Annotated in this window: 18 protein-coding genes; 8 read left to right on the top strand and 10 right to left on the bottom strand. The window is 47.7% G+C overall.

Translation table 11 applies throughout. From position 1 onward, the window contains the following. Window positions 1-207 precede the first annotated feature (207 nt). Window positions 208-1,431 (bottom strand): multidrug effflux MFS transporter, encoded by a 1,224-nt coding sequence (locus CBX96_RS06660; RefSeq protein WP_109286144.1) that lies wholly within the window; start codon window positions 1,429-1,431, stop codon window positions 208-210. Window positions 1,432-1,924: 493 nt separating this feature from the next. Between CBX96_RS06660 and CBX96_RS06655 the strand changes: the two genes are divergently transcribed. After that, window positions 1,925-3,799, top strand: coding sequence for a choice-of-anchor I family protein (locus tag CBX96_RS06655; RefSeq protein ID WP_109286143.1), 1,875 nt, complete (start codon window positions 1,925-1,927; stop codon window positions 3,797-3,799). Between the two features lie 132 nt (window positions 3,800-3,931). Here CBX96_RS06655 and CBX96_RS06650 read toward each other — a convergent pair whose 3' ends face one another. Then, window positions 3,932-5,290, bottom strand: a complete 1,359-nt coding sequence (locus CBX96_RS06650) for a PLP-dependent aminotransferase family protein (protein WP_109286190.1) — start codon at window positions 5,288-5,290, stop codon at window positions 3,932-3,934. A gap of 92 nt (window positions 5,291-5,382) precedes the next feature. On the opposite strand from CBX96_RS06650, the gene CBX96_RS06645 reads away from it, so the two are divergent. Then, the gene (locus tag CBX96_RS06645; RefSeq protein ID WP_109286142.1) at window positions 5,383-6,009 is read left to right on the top strand and encodes a LysE family translocator; all 627 of its coding nucleotides are present in this window, start codon (window positions 5,383-5,385) and stop codon (window positions 6,007-6,009) included. Between the two features lie 194 nt (window positions 6,010-6,203). Further along, window positions 6,204-7,961, top strand: coding sequence for a SulP family inorganic anion transporter (locus tag CBX96_RS06640; protein WP_086903276.1), 1,758 nt, complete (start codon window positions 6,204-6,206; stop codon window positions 7,959-7,961). 139 nt (window positions 7,962-8,100) lie between these two features. Here the strand turns inward: CBX96_RS06640 and CBX96_RS06635 are convergent, their stop codons facing one another. Together CBX96_RS06635 and CBX96_RS06630 are read right to left on the bottom strand one after the other, a co-directional pair. Continuing rightward, complete coding sequence (locus tag CBX96_RS06635; RefSeq protein ID WP_109286141.1) at window positions 8,101-8,325, bottom strand: hypothetical protein; 225 nt, start codon at window positions 8,323-8,325, stop codon at window positions 8,101-8,103. A gap of 121 nt (window positions 8,326-8,446) precedes the next feature. After that, complete coding sequence (locus CBX96_RS06630) at window positions 8,447-9,118, bottom strand: glutathione S-transferase (protein WP_109286140.1); 672 nt, start codon at window positions 9,116-9,118, stop codon at window positions 8,447-8,449. Between the two features lie 272 nt (window positions 9,119-9,390). Between CBX96_RS06630 and CBX96_RS06625 the strand changes: the two genes are divergently transcribed. The 3 genes from CBX96_RS06625 (at window position 9,391) to CBX96_RS06615 (ending at window position 11,492) form a co-directional block, all read left to right on the top strand. Further along, complete coding sequence (locus CBX96_RS06625; RefSeq protein WP_109286189.1) at window positions 9,391-10,383, top strand: rhodanese-related sulfurtransferase; 993 nt, start codon at window positions 9,391-9,393, stop codon at window positions 10,381-10,383. 192 nt (window positions 10,384-10,575) lie between these two features. After that, window positions 10,576-11,040: a hypothetical protein gene (locus CBX96_RS06620; protein WP_086903296.1), complete on the top strand. Its 465-nt coding sequence runs from the start codon at window positions 10,576-10,578 to the stop codon at window positions 11,038-11,040. 95 nt (window positions 11,041-11,135) lie between these two features. Next, window positions 11,136-11,492 carry a hypothetical protein gene (locus CBX96_RS06615; protein WP_258294196.1) on the top strand — a complete coding sequence of 119 codons (357 nt, stop codon included), beginning with the start codon at window positions 11,136-11,138 and terminating at the stop codon, window positions 11,490-11,492. Between the two features lie 143 nt (window positions 11,493-11,635). Here CBX96_RS06615 and crr read toward each other — a convergent pair whose 3' ends face one another. The 5 genes from crr to CBX96_RS06590 form a co-directional block, all read right to left on the bottom strand. Beyond that, entirely contained in the window at window positions 11,636-12,145 is a 510-nt protein-coding gene (crr, locus tag CBX96_RS06610; RefSeq protein WP_011622534.1) for a PTS glucose transporter subunit IIA, read from the bottom strand. 72 nt (window positions 12,146-12,217) lie between these two features. After that, a complete protein-coding gene (gene ptsP / locus CBX96_RS06605; RefSeq protein WP_109286138.1) occupies window positions 12,218-13,921 on the bottom strand; it encodes a phosphoenolpyruvate--protein phosphotransferase in 1,704 nt (567 codons plus the stop codon). A gap of 32 nt (window positions 13,922-13,953) precedes the next feature. Next, complete coding sequence (locus CBX96_RS06600; protein ID WP_011622536.1) at window positions 13,954-14,211, bottom strand: HPr family phosphocarrier protein; 258 nt, start codon at window positions 14,209-14,211, stop codon at window positions 13,954-13,956. Between the two features lie 23 nt (window positions 14,212-14,234). Beyond that, complete coding sequence (locus CBX96_RS06595; RefSeq protein ID WP_086903282.1) at window positions 14,235-14,630, bottom strand: ACT domain-containing protein; 396 nt, start codon at window positions 14,628-14,630, stop codon at window positions 14,235-14,237. A gap of 171 nt (window positions 14,631-14,801) precedes the next feature. Then, window positions 14,802-16,439 (bottom strand): methyl-accepting chemotaxis protein, encoded by a 1,638-nt coding sequence (locus CBX96_RS06590; protein WP_086903283.1) that lies wholly within the window; start codon window positions 16,437-16,439, stop codon window positions 14,802-14,804. A gap of 346 nt (window positions 16,440-16,785) precedes the next feature. On the opposite strand from CBX96_RS06590, the gene CBX96_RS06585 reads away from it, so the two are divergent. Together CBX96_RS06585 and CBX96_RS06580 are read left to right on the top strand one after the other, a co-directional pair. Then, the gene (locus CBX96_RS06585; RefSeq protein ID WP_109286137.1) at window positions 16,786-17,514 is read left to right on the top strand and encodes a DUF3334 family protein; all 729 of its coding nucleotides are present in this window, start codon (window positions 16,786-16,788) and stop codon (window positions 17,512-17,514) included. A 251-nt stretch (window positions 17,515-17,765) separates the two neighbouring features. Then, window positions 17,766-18,806: a LacI family DNA-binding transcriptional regulator gene (locus CBX96_RS06580; RefSeq protein ID WP_086903285.1), complete on the top strand. Its 1,041-nt coding sequence runs from the start codon at window positions 17,766-17,768 to the stop codon at window positions 18,804-18,806. 113 nt (window positions 18,807-18,919) lie between these two features. Here the strand turns inward: CBX96_RS06580 and CBX96_RS06575 are convergent, their stop codons facing one another. Next, a complete protein-coding gene (locus tag CBX96_RS06575) occupies window positions 18,920-19,558 on the bottom strand; it encodes a PolC-type DNA polymerase III (protein WP_109286136.1) in 639 nt (212 codons plus the stop codon). Between the last annotated feature and the right edge of the window lie 143 nt (window positions 19,559-19,701).

The raw sequence follows: 19,701 nt of genomic DNA, 5'->3' as shown, positions 1-19,701 counted from the left end.
CCTCATGAAACGGGAGTTTTTGTGTGGGGTCATTTTATTTAATTACTTTAATTAGAATGGGTTAGCTGATTTGCAATGAAAAACGGCACCCAAGGTACTATATATTACCTAAGTGCCGTTTATTTAGAGAACGCTTAATTTGTTACAAATCAACTACAAAAGTGATGTAAACCATAATTGCTTGGTTTAGGTGGCATGAAGATGCCATCACTCCTTCGGCTTAGCTTGATGAGTCGAACGGTTAAATTGACAGAATCCTACCAACAATACCGCCGTCAGCATTAATGCCGAGAAGGGCACTGCGGTGCCATTATAAAACAGCGCGAGTAATGGCCCGGCTAAGGCGCCGCAGCCAAATCGTAAGGTGCCAATCACCGCGGTGGCCGTGCCCGTTTCCTGCTTAAATTTCATCAGAACAATGGCATCGGCGTTGACCGACATGATACCAAGACTGCCCATAAGTGGGATAAGCATCAACACGGTGAAGTGATAACTGAGCCCCAGTAAATTCACCCCCAGTAAACCGACCGCCGCCAACGCACCGAAAAAGGTCGATACGTGCAGCATTCTTAACGAGCCATAGCGGCCCACAATTCGGGTATTGATAATATTTGCCAGCATCAGCGCGCCCACATTGGTACTAAAGAGTAGGGCAAATAAGGATTTATCTAAGGAAAAAACCTCCATATAGACAAAGGGCGATGCGGTTAAATAACAGAAAAACGCAAAGGAGGTGAGTACACCGCTGGCAATATTTAATTTAACGCCGGGACGTGAAAACACCGTCGCATAAGCCCCTAAAAAGGATTTTTGACTCCGGCTACTCTGATCTTTATCGCTGGGCATTCTCAGCAGCGTAATGACCAACAACAGCAACAACATGGCATAGGCCGATTGGATAAAGAAGATCAAATGCCATTCACCAAGCTCAAGGATAAGGCTACCGATGCTTGGGGCTAATAATGGCGCTAACATCATGATTAAACTGACATAAGACATGCCTTTAGCCGTGTTTTCACCATAGACTTCTTTGATATACCCAGGGACAACCACAGTGGCCGCGGCGCCGATAAAGGCTTGTAAAAAGCGCAGGCCCAAAAACACTTCAATCTGTTCGGCTAAGCCGAGCAATAGGCTGACTAACATAAAGCCTGAGAGGCCCATTATTACCAAAGGGCGACGGCCAATACGGTCGGCAAGGGGGCCAAAACACAGCATGCCGAGGGCATAGCCTCCTAGGTAAACACTCAAGGATTGTTGGACTAGGGTGATCTCGGTATGAAAACTCTGGGCAAGTGTTGCCATAGCGGGCAAATACATGTCGATCGCGAGCGGCGTGATCGCGACAATGGCGGCGAGCATAGGGATCAGCAGAGCCAAGTGGGGAATGCTGCTCGGTTTAGTCGGATAGCTTGACGGTTGTGGGTCCACAGTTACCTCGGGTGGCGAAAGAAGGCGATATTAAGTGTTATGTCACTCGAAAACCGAAATTGTAGGGTTACAATTTTGCCTAATGGCGACTCATTTTGCCTCAATTACCATAGCGTAATTTCGCCATGAACATTGGAGGAGTATAGGGAAGAAATGAGTGGCCGGCGAAGAGTCTCTCAACCGTCATAGGCACAGTTGATTTAAGTCCTCGGCTTTGTATCGAGTCTAAGGATATTAAGGCATAACATAGTAAAACGCTCAGGCAAATAAGCCAATCTCGATGACGATATCTTTACACTTAAATTGTAACCAAAATGGATTTTATGTCCTTGTATTGCATTGATGTACTCATACACGCCTTAGCGTCATTCATTCGACTGAGATTGTCACTCCAGTGTCATCTGTATGTCATCTAACCGTCTTGAATGCGGATTAGTTTAATGGGCTTTAGCTTAACCCTACGACTAATAACAACACATTCAGGAATGATGCAATGAACACAAAACGACTGCCGCTGGCCGGTGCGATATTGGCAAGTTTACTCCTTGGTGCCTGTAATGGTGATGACGGTACCAATGGTGAGCAGGGGGAGAACGGCTTAAATTCATTAGTTAACGTGACTGCACTCGCTATTGGTGATGCAAACTGTCCCGCTGGTGGTCAGCGCATCGATACAGGGCTTGATACAAATCGTAATGGCCAGTTGGAAGAGACTGAAATCGATGCGGCGCAAACCCAATTTATTTGCCAACCCCAATCTACGGGAGTGTCGGCGGAGCTGATCGGCCGTCATCAAACGGGCACTTATGGCCTGAGCGCTGCTGAAATTGTTGAATACCACAGTGCTTCTCAGCGAATTTTTGTGGTTAATGCGAAAAGCGGTAAGGTCGACATTATCGACGCTAACTTGCTCAGCAACGCGGCTAAGGCAACTGCGCCATTAGCCTTGAATAATCTTGATAAGCTAGCAGAGCTGGATGTCGCCAAAGATGTAGGCTTAAGTTTTATGGGCAGCGTTAACAGTATCAGTATTTCTGGTAACTTGTTAGCGGCGGCCATTGAGCGCGGCGATGCAGCCGGCAATAAGACTCAAGCCAATGGCTATGTGGCTTTCTACCAACTCAATGGCAATGAGACACCGCAGTATCTTAGCGCGGTTGAAGTCGGTGCATTACCGGATAACGTCGTCTTTAGTCATGATGGCAAAACGGTACTCGTTGCGAATGAAGGTGAACCAAATCAAGATTATAGTATCGACCCTGAAGGCAGTGTGGCCATTATCGCCATTACGGATGGTAAACCCGCAGCAACGGCGACGCTAGTGACATTCACCGAGTTTAATCAGGGCAATGCTCGCTATAATGAAATCACCAAGGACATTAAAATTAATGGCCCTATGGCCACTGTCGCGCAGGACTTAGAGCCTGAGTATATCAGTGTCAGCCCCGATAACAGCCGTGCCTTTGTGAGCCTGCAGGAGAACAATGCCATCGCGGTGATTGATATCGCCAATGCGAAAGTAGCGAAGATTTTACCCTTAGGGCTGAAGGATTATGGTCTTGATGTGAATAAAATTGATGCAAGTGACAAGGACGATATGGTCAACCTTCAGACCTATGCGGGTGTGTATGGCATGTATCAACCCGATACTGTAGCGAGTTACCGTTGGAATAATACTGACTTTATTGTCACCGCTAACGAAGGGGATTCCCGCGATTATGCTGGGTTTTCGGAGGAAGCCCGCGCCGGTGACTTAACCTTAGATCCTAATCATCCACAATTTGCCGCCGCAAAAGATAAGACCCAATTAGCCCGTTTGAAAGTGACTAAGAGTATGGGTGATGACGATAACGACGGCGATTACGACAAAATCGTGAGCTTCGGCGCGCGCTCCTTCTCAATCTGGACGGCCGATGGTCAACAGGTGTTTGACAGTGGTAGCGATTTTGAGCGGATCACCGCAGCCTTGTTAGGCAATAACTTCAACAATAACAATGAAGAAAACAAAGGCGATAGTCGCAGTGACGATAAAGGCCCTGAGCCAGAAGCCTTAGCTTTAGGCAAAATTGGTCAAAAACTCTATGCCTTTATCGGGCTTGAACGTACCTCTGGCTTTATGATTTACGACGTGACGAATCCCTTCGACGTGGATTTTGTGGATTATGTGGTAAACCGTGATTTTGAGGCAGATTTCAGCATAGATACGGACACAGGCGAAGTGAAAGGCGATGCCAGTTTAGCGGGAGATTTAGGGCCAGAAGGCATGAAGTTTGTGAGTGCCGAGAAGAGTCCTAATGGTCAGCCTCTGTTGATCATTGGTAATGAAGTCAGTGGCACAACCAGCGTGTACCAAATCAAGGTGCGATAGCCATAGCTTGTGTTCAAGGTGCCATAACGTTAAATTTCAACACCAGAAATGCTTGTGATTAAGCAAGCTTAAAACGCCAGAGCATCACTCTGGCGTTTCTTTTTGGCCGCTTTCTAACGCGAAAATGAACTGCTATACGACCGAATAGGCGTGTTGCTTGAGTGCGTTAAAGGTGGATTCGATGCAGTCGAGCGCAAGCTGGAATTGGGTATCGTTTTCGGCGCCACCTAAACTTAATCGGATAAAGTTGTCATGGCAGTTAAAGTCATCCCCATTACGGATCAGCACGCCTTTTGCCGCTAAAGCGGTCACCAGATGATGGGCTTTAATGTCTTCGGGTAACTGGATCCAGCCATTTAAACCCCGCCAGCGTTGAGTTAACTCCAGCTTGTCACCCAATGCCATGCATTGCTGCTGACGCTCGCGAATAATCGCATCGCGATTGGCCGTGATGTGCCCACGTTTGATTAGCTGACAGGCCAGCTCCACATTGAGCGGCGAAACCATCCAACATTGGCTATGAATGGCGAGGCGCAATGGCGCGATAAGCGGCTCGGGCACTAAAATAAAACCTTGCCTTAAGCCCCCTGAAAACTGCTTAGACAGGCTTGAAATGTAAATGACCCTCGGCACATTCAGCGTCTGAGCTAACTGCCACAGCGGAGGATGCCACTCTTCAGGGAGACAATAATTCACATCATCTTCAATGATATAAAACTGGTACTGCTCCGCGAGTGCTAACAGTTTTTCTCTCTGTTGCTCACTGTATTGAATGCAGGTGGGGTTTTGATTGTTGAGGGTTAAATATACCAGTTTAGGTTGATGGATTTGTACTAAGGCCTCGAATCTTGCGAGATCGACTCCGTCAGAGGTTAATGGCACGCCAATGCTATTGATACCCAATTGTTTAGCGCAAATACGCACTCCGGGATAGCTGTACTGCTCGTGCAGGAGTACCTCGCCCTTGGCCAGGAAGGCATTAAGGCAGGCAAAAATGGCCTGTTGCCCACCATGGGTAAAGATCAATTGCTCTGGGCGCTGCTCAATGCCGCGTTGCGCAAGCCAGTGGTGAAATATCTGTTGATGCTGATCTAAGGGGCTGGCGCGATAGCCAAGGAGTTGACTCAGTTTCGCCGGATCCTTAGCCAGTTGGCTTAGGCAATCACTCAGCGTACTTATTTGATCCGTCAGCGGCTGCTGACAAGTCGCCATATTGAGCTGCAAATGATTAAGCTCTGGCACGGGAGAGGCGTTGACATAAGTACCATCACCGATACGCGCTTCCACATAACCGCGTTGCTCCGCTAGAGCATAGGCCCGAGTGACTGTGCCTATGGTCACCCCAAGTGCATCGGCTAAACGCCGCTGTGGCGGGAGTTTTGTGCCATGGGGAAGGGCTTTTAGCAAAATGCCTTGCTCGATCGCACTGACCAGACGTTGATATTTAGGACCTGTAAATGCCGCTAGATCTGGCGTCCAAATTGTACCCATGACAATAAATCCATTGATCTCCATTATGCTATCTATATTATTAATTGTCTTGTTTGTTGTCAAATATTGTATGCGTACAATTTAAGGTTTTTATGGATATTCAACTTGTCAATGATCCACAACTCTGGACATTAATGGCCTCAGCAGCACTCTTTTGTGCAACCATGACCATGACTCCCGGGCCGAATAATATTTTACTCGCCAGCTCAGGTGCCCATTTCGGGGTGATGCGCACCATTCCACATATCGCGGGGATCCGCCTTGGCTCGACTTCTTTGCATCTGTCGGTATTACTCGGTCTGGGTGCTTTGTTCGAGACGTTTCCGATGTTGCACCAAGCGTTGAAATACGCGGCATTGCTGTATTTACTGCATCTTGCCTATCGATTAGTGACCTCTCCCGTAAAGGCGGCGCATTTGGATGAAGGGCGTCAACCGATGAGTTTGATGGAGGCGGCGCTGTTTCAGTGGATCAATCCCAAATCCTGGATGTCGACCATTACCCTTTGCAGCGCATTTACCTTAGGGGGCGATGGCTTTTGGCTCAGTGCGGTATTGGGCGTGCTGGTGTTTAACTTGGTGGGATTTCCCGCATCCTTTACTTGGGTGTTTGTCGGCGCGGCTATCAGTAAAAAGCTCAATACGGATAAACGTCGACGCCATTTTAACTGGTTTATGGGCAGTTTATTGTTGGTGTCCTTACCTATGATCCTGCGATAAAGTGACCTAATTGCGCTAAAACCTTAAATATTCTGGGATACTGACTCGCGTAAGGATTGGCTTTATGTCATAACCAACATAATATTGGTGGCTTTTTTAGGTAACGGCCTTTTGGGGATCCCAATGAGGCTTAGTTATACTTAGCCACCGCAAGTTAGTTCTTAACTTGGGAGTGAGTATATGGAGGTTACTGCGTGAAGTTTCCCAGTTTAGTATCGTTAATGCCCGGTTTGGCGCAGATGCTGCAGTATGAGAAGCAATGGCTCAGGGATGATGTGAGGGCGGGATTATCCGTGGCGGCGGTTGCTTTACCTGTCGCTATTGCTTACGCCCAATTGACCGGGGTCAATGCCGCTGTCGGTTTATACTCCTGTGTGCTGCCCATGTTGGTGTATGCACTGTTTGGCACTTCTAGACAATTAATTGTTGGCCCCGATGCCGCCACCTGCGCTGTTATTGCCGCCGTGGTGACGCCGCTTGCCGCTGGCGACAGCATGAAACACTGGCAACTGGTGATGACCATGACGGCGATGACCGGCTTTTGGTGTTTAATCGCCAGCCGTTTTCGCCTTGGGGTATTAGCCGACTTTCTCTCCAAACCTATTCTGATGGGGCTGCTCAATGGTGTGGCTATCACCATTATTGTCGGTCAATTCTCGAAAATTTTTGGTTTCACCTTCGATGAACGTTATCTGATTGAGCGCTTATCGGGCGCACCTTCCTATTTAACTAAAACCCACTGGCCCACCTTGCTGATGGGTGTGGTGACCTTAGCGACCTATGCGTTGGTAAAACGTTATCGTCCACAGTGGCCAGCTTCAATGTGTGCGATGGCGATGGCGGCATTTTTAGTCTGGGCCTTTAACTTAACCAGCTTAGACATCAATGTGGTGGGTGAGGTGAGCGCGGGCTTGCCATCATTCCAAGCACCAGCGTTCGATATCGGTATTGCCCGTGAACTGGTGGTGCCCGCACTCAACTTAGCCATGGTGAGCTTTGTGAGCATGATGCTGACGGCGCGCAGTTTTGCGGCGAAAAATGGCTACGATATCGATGCGGATAAAGAGTTTCGCGCCCTAGGGATCGCGAACATCGCCTCTGCGTTATCCCAAGGCTTTGCGGTCAGCGGCGCCGATTCACGCACCGCGGTGAACGATGCAAACGGCGGCAAGAGCCAGTTGGTGTCCATCATCGCGGCGGTTTTGATTGCATTAGTCGCGCTATTTTTTACCGCACCGCTCAAATACATCCCCAGTTCAGCACTCGGCGTGGTATTGGTGATTGCTTCGATTTCATTGATTGATTTAAAGGCGCTGTGGAACCTGCGCGTAAGAGACCGCTCCGCCTTTTTACTCGCCTGTACGACCTTGTTTTCGGTGCTCTTTATTGGGGTTATTCCTGGTATTACTTTGGCGGTATTACTGGGTCTATTCCAGTTTTTAGCGACCGTTATGCGTCCAACCGACCAAGTGCTCGGGCTTGACCAAAAAGGGGTGATCCGCAGTGTGGATGATTCGGGTAAGGCCAAATCTGTGCCCGGCGTGTTTATTTATCGTTTCAACTCGCCGTTAACCTACTTCAACGCCACTTACTTTAAGCGCCGCTTACTGGAGAAGTTTATCCGTGAGCCTGAGCCCGTTGATTGCATCATCATCGATGCTGTCCCGTGTTTTACTCACTTAGATTTGAGTGTGATGGCCATGCTTGCGGATTTACACCAATTATTGAAGAAGCGCGGCATACGCTTAGTGTTAGCAGGGCGTAAGCGGCAGATGCTCGGCTGGTTTGAACAGGCGGGAATGCAGTCTGGCGAGGGTGGCATTTTGATCCGACCCGATTTATATCTGGCGCTAAAAATGAACCAAAGCTACAAACAAGCGTTAGCCGAAGGCCAGGCGCCGGTGATCAAAAAAGCGCCCGAGGATGATGTGTTACTGCATAGCCATTTGTAGTGAATCATGTGTAATGGCTGATATTGAACGCTCGGTTATATTCTGAAAATATCGATAACGAAAAAGCGCGGCGTAGTCCGCGCTTTTTTATCTCAACTTAGCGTTGGCACTTCAAAGCTAAGCGTTATAAGGATAATGCTTAGTCTTTTTGCAATTTATCGAGGGGAATAAAACCGTAGTAGGCGTAGTAGCCGACGGGGCCTAACAATAGGCTGAGTAAACACCAGAACCATTTCGCATTGGTGCTTAGCTTGGCTTGACTCTTAAAGACTCTACGCGCAAACAGGCAATGGAGTAGAAACAAGCCTAAGAGCATTGCAATGATGTTAATATCCGTATTTTCCAAGTAGCTGATCCCTGTCATTCATCCTGATGATTTAGCATAAAATGTTAAAAACGATTAAGTTAGTTTACCTAAGCGCTACGTACTTTACGCGAACATTTTACCGATTGCTATTGGGTATATCAAAAATAAACGTTAATTCTTATTTACTTATAGACGTCCCTAACAAGTAAACTGGCGGATTGTCAGCTTGCCAGATCACATATTTTTCCATTGCTTGCAGAAATATTTCACTGCTGGTGAGCGTAGTTAACCAGTTCATCAGGCGTGGAAACGCCACACTCAGATCCCGTTTAGCATCCACCGCCGTAAATTGGCGAATAAAAGGCACAATCGCAAAATCTGCAAGGCTTAACGCTGGGCCGATTAGATAGGGATGTTGCTCAAGCTGTGCTTCGAGTCGTTCGAGAAAAGTGCTGGCCTTGGCGAAATAATCCGTCTGAGTGAATTTAGGATAACGGTCAGCATATTTGTACTTATCCAGCCAAGGTTTAAATTCAACATCATTCTGTGTAATAAGCTCAGCAATTAAGCTTTGCGCTGACGCCGTCTGTCCGAGTAATTGCCGCGCCGCTGGCGAGTCGGTCTTGGTCAATGCCCAGCGCATAATCTCCAAGCTCTCGGCAATCACCTCACCAGTGGGCAGCTGCAATACTGGCACTGTTCCCTTGGGAGATATGGCTAACATCGGTGCAGGTTTTGCTTTAAGGGTGATTTCCCGAACTTCGACCTTGCATTGGCCGAGCAATAGGCCAAGGCGAGCGCGCATGGCATAAGGACAACGGCGAAAACTGTAGAGTATGGGTAAAGGCATCGTCTTGTTCCTTAAAACAATCATAAAAGCGATTTCGCCACAGCATGGGTAAAAGTTGGCAATACTAGTGACTTTAAAACAGAAATACTGCGTTTATTACCGATTTTTCCACCGTTTGCCTTGTAAATAAACAATGACCTTGGTTTTTGTCAGTGTTTATCTGACTGTGACTCAGGTAGAATTTCGGCCGATTTTTGCGACCCAGCCTGGGCTTAGGCTGGTTATTAGTTAATGCACTGGAAATTAAGTTCCAGCCAGCAGTTGAGGGTGTTATGTCTAACGTTGTTGTTTGTGCTTTATATAAGTTTGTTTCATTACCGCATTTTGAGTCGCTGCGTGAGCCACTCCTGTCCATGATGGAACAGGCCGAGATTAAAGGCACATTACTGCTGGCAAATGAAGGGATTAATGGCACTGTGGCCGGCTCTCAAGCCGCTATCGATGCACTGCTGGCTTGGCTGAATAACCAAAATGGCCTTGAAAATATCGTTTACAAGTTATCCTTTGACGATGAAATGCCTTTCTACCGCACTAAAGTGAAGCTGAAAAAAGAAATCGTTACCATGGGCGTTGAAGGTATCGATCCGCTTAAAGTGGTCGGCACCTATGTAAAACCGCAGGACTGGAACGCGCTGATTTCCGATCCAGAAGTCATCGTAGTCGATACTCGTAACGACTACGAAGTGCAGATTGGCACCTTTAAAAATGCCATTAATCCAGTGACCGAAACCTTCAGAGAGTTCCCTGAGTATGTAAAGCAGAATCTCGATCCTGCCAAGCATAAGAAAGTCGCGATGTTCTGTACTGGCGGTATTCGCTGCGAAAAATCGACCGCTTATCTAAAAGAGCAAGGCTTTGAAGAGGTCTATCACCTCGAAGGTGGCATCCTTAAGTACCTCGAAGAAGTGAAACAGGAAGAAAGTCTTTGGGAAGGCGAATGTTTCGTCTTCGATAACCGCGTGGCCGTTGACCATGACTTGAAGAAAGGCCAATACGATCAATGTAATGCTTGTCGTATGCCGATCACTGAAGCCGAAAAATTAAGTCCAGCCTATGTGCAAGGCGTTAGCTGCCCACATTGTATCGATAAGATTTCAGACGAGCAGCGTAAGCGTTTCGTTGAACGTGAGCGCCAAGTAAACTTAGCGAAATCACGTAACGAAGCACACATTGGTAGTGATGTGAATCAAGTGATTGAAGCTCGTCGTCAAAAGAAAGAAGCTCTGCGCCAGCAATCGGCTGAAAAGAACAAGGCTAAGCAATAAAGTGTTAGCTGAGCTCTTGAGCGCGTTCGTGCTCAACGAATGACCATTATGGCCCGACATGTTCGGGCCATTTTTTTACTAAATGTCTTAGTAACAGTGTTAGCATTTTTAACCCTATGATAAATTTGCCTAAATAAAATCGTGTCTCGGCAAAGAACCGCAATGCCAGACATCTTGCTGCAGGGACAGGGCATGAGTATTTGGAAAGAGTTATACGACATTTTTGATAAAGAGCGCAGCCGCTGGCAGCAATCGTCGGCGGGCAAGCAGGCCATCAGCTTCGAGTTAAAGGCTAATTTGGGTTTCCTCGCCGATGCTTTGAGCAGCGGTTTGCCACAACAGTCTATAATTCAGGGGCTTGAGTGCACACTCTTTGAGGCCAAAATCAAAGAGGGCCTAGCGCTCACCAGCCTGAATCGCCGTAAAGTGACACTGAAATTTATCGGTGAATTTGCCGAGTTTGCTAAGTATGTGGGCAAAGAGAATGCCGAGCTGGTGGAAAATGCCTACTCAAAGATCAAATCGTTACAAAAGCTCGCGTCGGCAAAACCCGATAACAATTACGATCTTAAAATTAAATCACTGTTTCGGTTTCTAGTGTTTATTGTGGCGCACCTTGAGGAGCGGCCGCTGACTCGCCAATCAGCCAAAGGCTAATGCTTTTCACGCAGGATTGAGTAGAGTGTTGAGCACAACAAAAGATATTGCCAATCCAAAGTGCGATAGCTAGCAGGAGCGTTTCAAGGATGAATATGAATAATACGAAGTGGCGAGAATGTTTGAGTATCTTGGCGGCGCATCGGGTATATCTGCAACTACGCCTCGTGGGTGATGCTGATTTCCCTATGGATTATGAAGCCGCCCATCGAGTGATCAGCCAAATTGATACTCGAGATTTTGTGTTTGTCCGTAAGACCATCTCTTATAAAGATATTGCGGCGCTGCGGGTTGTGAAGGATGCATTTCCCGCCGCCGAGACGCAAAGCTCAAACCAAGCAAGCGGGTCTTTATTTATTGCAGAACTTGATGAGCTAAGACGTAAGCTGATGCAACTGGGGCAAGTGCCGCTGACAGAGGATGACGAGTCTATACTGATCACTGCTTATTAATGGCGCGAATCGGCGCAGGCTAAAACAGTTGAGTTAGCAGTGATGTCAATTCGTGAGGAGCTGTGCGTTATCTGGGAGAGCGACTGGCAGGCAAGGGGCACTGCCAGTGATCGTACCTAAGCGGGCGGTAAAGCGGTTATCAGTTAAAGCTGAACGGTAAAAATCGCGTCTTTACCTGCGGTGACGCTACCTTGGGCCTTATCTAAGTATTTCACATCTTCCATATTAGCCAGCACAACGGGAGTGAGTAGGCTATCTACTTGATCTTTTAGGTAATCAATATCGAAAGACAGAATAGGATCGCCCACTTTGACCTCTTGGCCTTCCTCCGCCAAACGGCTAAAACCTCGCCCCCTTAGCTCAACGGTTCCTACGCCAAAGTGCACGAAAAGCTCTAATCCCTGTGGCGATTCGATACTAAAAGCATGATTCGTCTCAAAAATCTTACCTATGGTGCCGTCGATTGGGGCGACAATCGTGTCTCCCTTTGGCGCAATGGCGATACCATCACCGACAATTTTCTCTGCAAACACCACATCGGGGACCTTTTCAATGGCCACAATTTCCCCGTTCACTGGGGCGTAAACCATAATGCCGCCAGCCAGTTGTGGTTGTCCCGATACCAATCGCCTTATTCGGCTTAAAAATCCCATTATCCTGTGCCCCTTCGCTTGTTTTTGTTGTTATCTTTTTAGTCTGTAAAGCAGCATAACCAATAAAATGTATTATTTATAGTTTGTTATACACTGCTGTAGTTCTGAAATTCTATTCTGTTGCATGGCGGTGTGCGCTAACGCAGAAAATTTCGCCAATTGACCTTGGCAAACGGCGGCTTTCACCTCCAATAATGCACTTAAGTTCACGCTGAGTTCATCGAGTCCCATGCCGATAAGGAGGGGGACCATCTGTGGCGAGCTGGCAAGTTCGCCACAGAGTGACACTTTGACCCCGGCGGCTTTGGCTTGCTCGACGGTCATCTTGATGAGCCCTAAAATTGCCGGTGACAGGGAAGGATAATCTCGTGTCAATTGCGGATTCGTGCGATCCGCCGCCATGGCATATTGGGTTAAGTCATTGGTGCCTATGCTCACAAAATCTAACCTTGGCAGCATGGAGGCAAGATTCATCACTGCGGCGGGGGTTTCGACCACTATGCCGTAACTGAGTTCACCGAAGCCTTTTTCTTCCTCTTCGAGGGCATCTTGGCATTCGGCGATGAGGGCAAAAATCTGATCGAGCTCCTCGACCTGATTCACCATAGGAAACATGAGTCGAATGGGACCACGGTTGGCCGCCCGTAAAATCGCCCTAAGCTGTGTCTTAAACAGCTCTGGATGCGCCAAGGTATATCTAACCCCGCGTAGGCCCAGGGCGGGATTGTCTTCAACCTCCTGACAGAGGCAGGGCAGCTCCTTATCGGCACCAATATCTAAGGTTCTGATCGTAAAGGTCTTACCGCCTAACGCATGCAAGGCTTCGCAGTACAGATTGTATTGAGCCTTTTCATCCGGCAGTGTGCTGGTGTGCATCAGCATAAACTCGGTGCGAAATAGACCAATACCATCGGCACCCACATCGCCAACATGGGTGATATCGTTCAAGTTGCCGACGTTGGCCATCAGACCCACGAGATGACCATCTTGGGTCTTGGCGGGGACATCACGGTATGCTTGCAGGGCGGCGCGTCTAGCTTGCTCATGGTGCAATGTAACGGTTAAGCGTGCCTGCTGCTCGGGCGCAGGATTAACAAAAAGCTCGCCACTTAGGGCATCAAGCACCAATGGCGTGCCATTGGGAATAAACTCGGCATCGAACTGGCAGCTCAGAATAGCGGGGATCCCCGCCGCGCGGGCCAAAATCGCCGTATGACTGGTTAAACCGCCGGTTTTAAGCACTATGCCGCTGATCTGCTCTTTGGGTAACAATGCAAATTCGGCGGGAGTGAGATCTTGCGCTAAAAGGATCGTCGGCTCCGTTAGCTGCGCTAAGCCTTGATCTAAGCGGCCGTTGATGGCGGTAACTAATCGCTGGCCAAGACAGCGCACATCTTGGGCACGATTAGCAAGATAAGGATCCTCTAAGGATTCAAGCTCGTTGGCCTGATGGGCGAAAACCCGCTCAACCGCAACACTGGCAGATAACTGCAGGGTGCGGATTGCTTCCTTCACTTGGTCGATAAGCTCTTCGTCCTCTAGCAGTAACAAATCGGCTTCAATTAACTGATAGTTTTCGCTTTGTGGGTCGAGCTTAGTTTGACTATGGCTGAGTTGTTGCTGCAGCGCCTGTAGGGCTTTGGCAAATTTACTCTGTTGCTGCGGGATCCGAGAAAGGGGAACGGGACGATAATCGAGGTGGTGTTCGGCGTGGGTAAGGTGGAGTGCCTGTCCGAAGGCAATCCCCGATGACACTATGATCCCCGTAATCGACATATTCGTTCCTATTAAGCTGGCTAAGTTGCCGTTTAACTTAAGGTGATGAGCAGTTCCGAGACTTTCTCGACCGCTTCCTGCGCCTGCTCACCCTCGGCAAACACCCGCACGGTTACCCCATGATACAGGCCTAATGTTTGCAATTTGAATAAGCTTTTGGCGCTGGCTTGCTTGCCATTGCATTCAACTAACACATCACAGTTGAAGGTTTTCGCTTCTTTCACTAACAAGGCGGCAGGGCGGGTATGAATACCATGTTTTGCGGTGATAGTGACAGATTTTTCGTACATAGTGGGTTAACTCTTTATCAATATTATGGCGCTTCGTTCGACTCAATAATCTTGTATCCCGCCTTTTTTAAGGCGGCAACAGCGCTTTGGAGACAATTTTTCTTTACCAAAATATAGTCGGTATCGAAGGTGGAAAGGGCAAAAATACTGATCTGCACATCGGCTAAGGTGCCGGATATTTTCGATAAAATACCTGTCATCGAAAATCCCAGCGGGCCTAATACTTCAAGACAGCACCAATGGGTTTCTTGCTCCAAACTGTCGAGCTCAAGTTCGCTGGACACCACCACAGTTAGCCCTTCCTCGGTTCGGCCAATAAAGTAGACTTCTTCGGCAAACACTTCGCTAGGTAATTGAGCATTAGGGCTAAAGCTATGAATCGTATACTGCCGTGGGTGAACGGCTAAGGTCATGCGCATGGGCGTTCCTCAATCGGCAATAAAGGTTTAGGGTAAGGTCACATCCTAGGTTATAGCATGAATATCCCGTTAGATAGCAGGCATTCACCCCTTGAATTGGCGTATTTTAAACTAAAAGAGGACGTTCTAATACGTCCTCTTTGGTGTCAGAGTGGCTTTATCTCAATGGGGTTAAATTTTGAATTGACCTAAGGTGTGCGACATATCTTGGCTGATATCCTGCAGTGACTGTGCCGCGCGGCTATTGCCTTCGTTAGCCTTGACTGAGACTTCGGTTAATTCTGAGATATTACAGATATTACGATTGATTTCCTCTGTTACCAGCGATTGCTCCTCGGTCGCGCTGGCGAGTTGAGTGTTCATGTCGCTGATATGGGCGATAAGCTGCAAAATCGCCGCCATGGCATTACCCGCTTCACGGGCTTTGGCTTGCAATTCATCGGATTGAGTCTGCGTTTGACTATTGCTCTTCATCACAGAGTTCACGCCCATTTGAATATCCGAGATGATTTTTTGGATTTCATTAGTGGAGTCTTGGGTGCGATTAGCCAGTGCGCGCACTTCATCGGCGACCACGGCAAAACCGCGGCCATGGCTACCCGCACGGGCGGCTTCGATAGCGGCATTGAGGGCTAACAGGTTCGTTTGCTCGGCAATAGAGCGAATGACATCGAGGATACTGCCAATTTGCGCCGAAGACTGCCCAAGTTTTTGGGTGATGACTTCTGATGCTCTTAACTCTTGCACCAGTTTTTCGGTATCACGCACGGTATCATCAATCACCGCTTGGCTTTGCTGGGCCTGATTTTTCACGCTGTTAGCGGCATCGGCGGCTTGCTGAGTGTTGCTTGCCATCTCATGGGTGGTCGAGAGCATCTGATTCACGGCTGTTGCTACGCTACCGGTTTCACGGTGGATATGCTCGGCGCTTTGGTTCGATTCTTCTACGGCCAACATTAACTGCTTAGCATCATTGTCGAGTGACTGTCCCAATGGTTGCAGATGGCCCACCATGTCGCCAATCTTCTGGGCAAACAGGTTAAAGGCGTGGGCAAGGTGCGCCACTTCATCTTTACCTTGGGTACTCAAACGTTGGCTTAAATCACCTTCACCTTGGGCTATGTCTTCAAGGGCGTGAATAGCATCATTTAAAGGGGAGGTAATGGAGTGATTTAATACTAAGAAGAAAGCAAAAATAGGCACAGAAATTAAAAACATGATAATCAAATAATCGATAATCACGCTATCGAGGCTGTCTTTCACATCACTCAGATAGGCACCTGTTATGACTGTCCAGCCCCATTCTGGGTAATAGCGGGCTTCGGCGAGTTTGTCTTCGATGACTTTAGAAGCTGGGTTGGCAATCGGGTATTCCAGCATGGCTTTACCCTGTTGCCGTGCTTGAGACAGCATAGTGATCAGCGGATTGGTGCCATTGGGCAGCTTAAAGTTTTGCGCCGACGTGCCAATGAGGCTTGGATTTTCGCCGTGGGCCAAGATTTGGTTGTTATCGTCGATCACAATAAAGTAGCCGACACCAGCATAGCGGGTCTGGTCAATGAGTTTTGCCGCTGCTTGTTGCGCTTGTGACTCTGTTAATTTTCCGCCGACGGCATCTTGGCGGTATACGTCAATCACACTCAGGATACTGCCAAGCTGGCCATCGATTTGCAGCCATTTTTGCTCAATAAGATTGCTGTATTGCTCTTTAATGGAAAAACTCGCAAAACAAACAGTACCAATGGCCGCCATTACTAGCATCATCATGAGTCGTTGCAAAATGGTGAATCGGCGCAAGAATGTGATCATTTCGGTTCCTTAAGGCGCAAAAGAATGGTGTCCAATATACCTTCGAATCGGTATCAAATGAATCAAACTTGAGTTTATTTCGTGTAAAGCCGTTAAGAATGTTGGAATTCTTTGATCTCGAGCAGAATATTGTTGTGCATCGTGTTCAATTGATGATTTTATCGCTAATCTGTGATTTTTAAAGCGTCAGCAAGGCGAAAATCATACTAAGTATTGAACAAATTCAATTGGTTATGTGGTTAACGAGCACCGCTGCGTGCGCAGTGTTTCTAATTAGTTGTTTTAGTTTTGATTTTTTACTCTTTTACGCGCAAGATTAATCAACTGTTAAGTTTGAGAATCGATTATGACGACAAATACTATTGTGACTTCTGATGACATTCTGTTGAAGTTATGCCACTCAGTTGCCCACGTGTTATCCAGCACCAGTGCCAGCCATGTAAGCCACGCCGGCATGGTGCAGAGCATTGCCCGTACCCGCTTAAAGCCCGATTTAGGCTGTTTTTCGATTTTTGATGGTGGCTTTTCGGGCCTCGTCGTGATCAACTTTTCTGCCCCTGCGGCCATCGAAATTTACCGCCGTTATATGCTCAATATGGGGATGCCGGAGGAAGAGCTTGCCTTTTCCCACACTTCCGATGAAGTGGGTAACGTGATGGGCGAGTTGATGAACCAAATATTGGGTGACTTTATCAATAAGATTTCTAAGGAACTGCAAACCTCCATTAGTCAAAGTCAGCCAAAAATGTTAACGATAAACAAAGAGTTGACCATTTCAATCGATGCAAACTTAGACGATGCAGTCGCCAGACGTGTGTCGTTTAAAACTGAAAATAATCATATTTTCTACCTCGAGTTTGCCATGGATAAGACCGAGTTTATCAAGCTGGATGAGTTTGAATTCGACGAAGAGTTCGATCCTGACAGCTTGCTCGAACAGCACGGTTTAGGCACGAACGGCGCTCAAGGCGCGGATACACCATCGCCTTGGAGTCGTATGGCGGACAAACCTGCGATCAGTCAGCAGCACGCCAGCATGGATGCCGATGACTTGCTCGATGAGCTAGGCATTTAGTTCGGGATTTAGCTCGGGATTTAATTCTTCCTGGCTCATAAGCACGGCATCGCATTTTCTTAGGTATGTAAAGGTTAAGTGTTTGCAGAATGTCGATACAAGTATGCTTGTATCGACATCACAAAACCTTAGTATTTCCGCCAAGATATTGATCTCTGCTAACTTGTTAGTCAGTTGTAAACCCTTCGGCTATACAAGTCATTCGAACTGTTTTAGTATCGCCACAAAATAATAATTATGGTGACCTTGCTATGGCATCGAAAGCGACCTCAATCGATATTGCTTATCGTGCTGGTGTATCCCAGTCTACGGTTTCCCGAGCCTTGAGAAATAGTCCGTTAGTCAATTTAGAAACCCGTCAGCGGATCCAAGCGATTGCCAAGGAACTCAATTACAAAGTCGATAAAAACGCCAGTAACCTGCGCACTCAAAACAGCCATACCTTAGCCCTGTTGTTGTGTGAAGATCCCACCAATGATGATTCACTCATCAACCCATTCTTTCTGTCGATGTTAGGTTCAATCACGCGGGCGACAGCGCAACAAGGTTATGATTTACTGGTGTCATTTCAGCAACTTTCCAGCGATTGGCATGCCGATTACGAAGACAGTAATAAAGCCGATGGCATTATCTTACTGGGTTACGGCGACTATATGGATTACGAGCAAAAGCTCGAAAAATTGCTGGCACAGAACACCCACTTTGTGATTTGGGGCGCGGAGCATAACAATAAATCCGTATTATCCATCGGCTGCGATAACCATCAGGGCGGTTTGATCGCCACTGAGCATTTAATTTCCCTCGGACGCAAGGATTTTGCGTTTCTCGGTGGCGCATCGAGTCATTGCCCTGAGTTTAGGGACAGATATTTAGGTCATGTCAAAGCACTGCAGTGCGCAGGGTTGACTGTGGACCCTCGCCGACAGATTTCGGCTATCAGCACCGAGGGCGCAGGTTACGATGCAGCCCTGGAGTTGCTAGATAAAGGATTGAATTTCGATGCGATTTTTGCCGCCAGTGATTTAATCGCCATCGGTGCGATTCGCGCCTTAAAAGAGAAGGGGATCTTGGTACCCGAGCAAGTCGCCGTGGTGGGATACGATGATATTCCCGTGGCAAGCTTTGCCAATCCGCCGCTAACGACGATTAAGCAAAATACCCAGTTAGCGGGTGAGATTTTAGTGGAAAGCTTACTCAAGCTTATTCGTGGTCAAGCGGTGACCCCGCAATTAATCCCAACGACCTTAGTGGTACGCAGCTCCTGCGGGATTGATCATACGCCGCTCGCTTGAGTCGCATCCAGTTTGCTTTAATCACTAAGCCGAGTGTTAACAAACACTCGGCTTTTTATTAGACACTTTTCTAAGCGTGTCAGATAGGAGCGTAAACCTTAATCGATGACAGGCTAACCTCTGGCGTACTGGCGCAAAAACTTAGGCACCTCGGCCTTAGTCTTGGCCATGATTTTCTGCATCAGGCTAAAGGGCGGTTCAGTAATCGCATACCCTTGTTTAAGATCGGCCAGCATGCGCAGCCATAAATGCCCTGTCATTTCCGCGTCCGCCAAGGCGCGGTGAAAGGTGCCATCGCTTGGTAGCTGCTTATGGCGCACTAGGGTTGCCAACTGATGATTGATAGCCTCAGGGTATAACCGCCTTGCCAGTAGTAGAGAACAGCCAAATTGTCCGGGATATTGGTGGCCTATCTGGGCAAATTCGGCATCCAGAAAACGTTGATCGAAAGCCGCATTATGGGCCACCAGATGATGTTTACCGATAAACGCGGCAAAACGTGCCATCACCTCGGCGCAGGGCGCTGCATGGGCGAGCATTTGATTGCTGATCCCGGTGTAATCTTCGATAAAACTGTTTATCCGAAAACCTGGATTCATTAATTCTGAAAAGCGCGCGGTTATTTGCCCTTGTTCAATCAACACTGCACCAATCTCAATGGCGCGCGCCCCTTGATTGGGTGAGAGCCCCGAAGTTTCAAAATCGAGTACCACAAGGGTATTCGCGGGCGAATAAGTTGGTGTTTTAGACATAGGCTCCACACTGTTCAATGTTAGTGTCTGAGAACATTCAGACGACGGCATTGTAACAAAGGGATAGTGCGATTTCGCATAGTTTTACCCATTAATCGCAAATGATTGCCCATATTGTGGCTGCTAACCTATTGTAAATTAAA

The sequence above is a fragment of the Shewanella sp. BC20 genome (assembly GCF_003129585.1).
GTDB lineage: Bacteria > Pseudomonadota > Gammaproteobacteria > Enterobacterales > Shewanellaceae > Shewanella > Shewanella seohaensis.
The sequence above is the reverse complement of the archived record's forward strand: the minus strand, read 5'-3'. Positions and strand labels throughout refer to the sequence as shown.

What these genes read in the sequence shown, in the direction of transcription:
- CBX96_RS06655 (WP_109286143.1), top strand. Translation starts at nt 1,925, where the DNA reads ATGAACACAAAACGACTGCCGCTGGCCGGTGCGATATTGGCAAGTTTA.
- ptsP (WP_109286138.1), bottom strand. Translation starts at nt 13,921, where the DNA reads ATGTCGATTACGGGGATCATAGTGTCATCGGGGATTGCCTTCGGACAG.
- CBX96_RS06585 (WP_109286137.1), top strand. Translation starts at nt 16,786, where the DNA reads ATGACGACAAATACTATTGTGACTTCTGATGACATTCTGTTGAAGTTA.
- crr (WP_011622534.1), bottom strand. Translation starts at nt 12,145, where the DNA reads ATGGGATTTTTAAGCCGAATAAGGCGATTGGTATCGGGACAACCACAA.
- CBX96_RS06575 (WP_109286136.1), bottom strand. Translation starts at nt 19,558, where the DNA reads ATGTCTAAAACACCAACTTATTCGCCCGCGAATACCCTTGTGGTACTC.
- CBX96_RS06595 (WP_086903282.1), bottom strand. Translation starts at nt 14,630, where the DNA reads ATGCGCATGACCTTAGCCGTTCACCCACGGCAGTATACGATTCATAGC.
- CBX96_RS06630 (WP_109286140.1), bottom strand. Translation starts at nt 9,118, where the DNA reads ATGCCTTTACCCATACTCTACAGTTTTCGCCGTTGTCCTTATGCCATG.
- CBX96_RS06650 (WP_109286190.1), bottom strand. Translation starts at nt 5,290, where the DNA reads ATGGGTACAATTTGGACGCCAGATCTAGCGGCATTTACAGGTCCTAAA.
- CBX96_RS06625 (WP_109286189.1), top strand. Translation starts at nt 9,391, where the DNA reads ATGTCTAACGTTGTTGTTTGTGCTTTATATAAGTTTGTTTCATTACCG.
- CBX96_RS06590 (WP_086903283.1), bottom strand. Translation starts at nt 16,439, where the DNA reads ATGATCACATTCTTGCGCCGATTCACCATTTTGCAACGACTCATGATG.
- CBX96_RS06620 (WP_086903296.1), top strand. Translation starts at nt 10,576, where the DNA reads ATGAGTATTTGGAAAGAGTTATACGACATTTTTGATAAAGAGCGCAGC.
- CBX96_RS06580 (WP_086903285.1), top strand. Translation starts at nt 17,766, where the DNA reads ATGGCATCGAAAGCGACCTCAATCGATATTGCTTATCGTGCTGGTGTA.
- CBX96_RS06615 (WP_258294196.1), top strand. Translation starts at nt 11,136, where the DNA reads ATGAATAATACGAAGTGGCGAGAATGTTTGAGTATCTTGGCGGCGCAT.
- CBX96_RS06600 (WP_011622536.1), bottom strand. Translation starts at nt 14,211, where the DNA reads ATGTACGAAAAATCTGTCACTATCACCGCAAAACATGGTATTCATACC.
- CBX96_RS06635 (WP_109286141.1), bottom strand. Translation starts at nt 8,325, where the DNA reads ATGACAGGGATCAGCTACTTGGAAAATACGGATATTAACATCATTGCA.
- CBX96_RS06645 (WP_109286142.1), top strand. Translation starts at nt 5,383, where the DNA reads ATGGATATTCAACTTGTCAATGATCCACAACTCTGGACATTAATGGCC.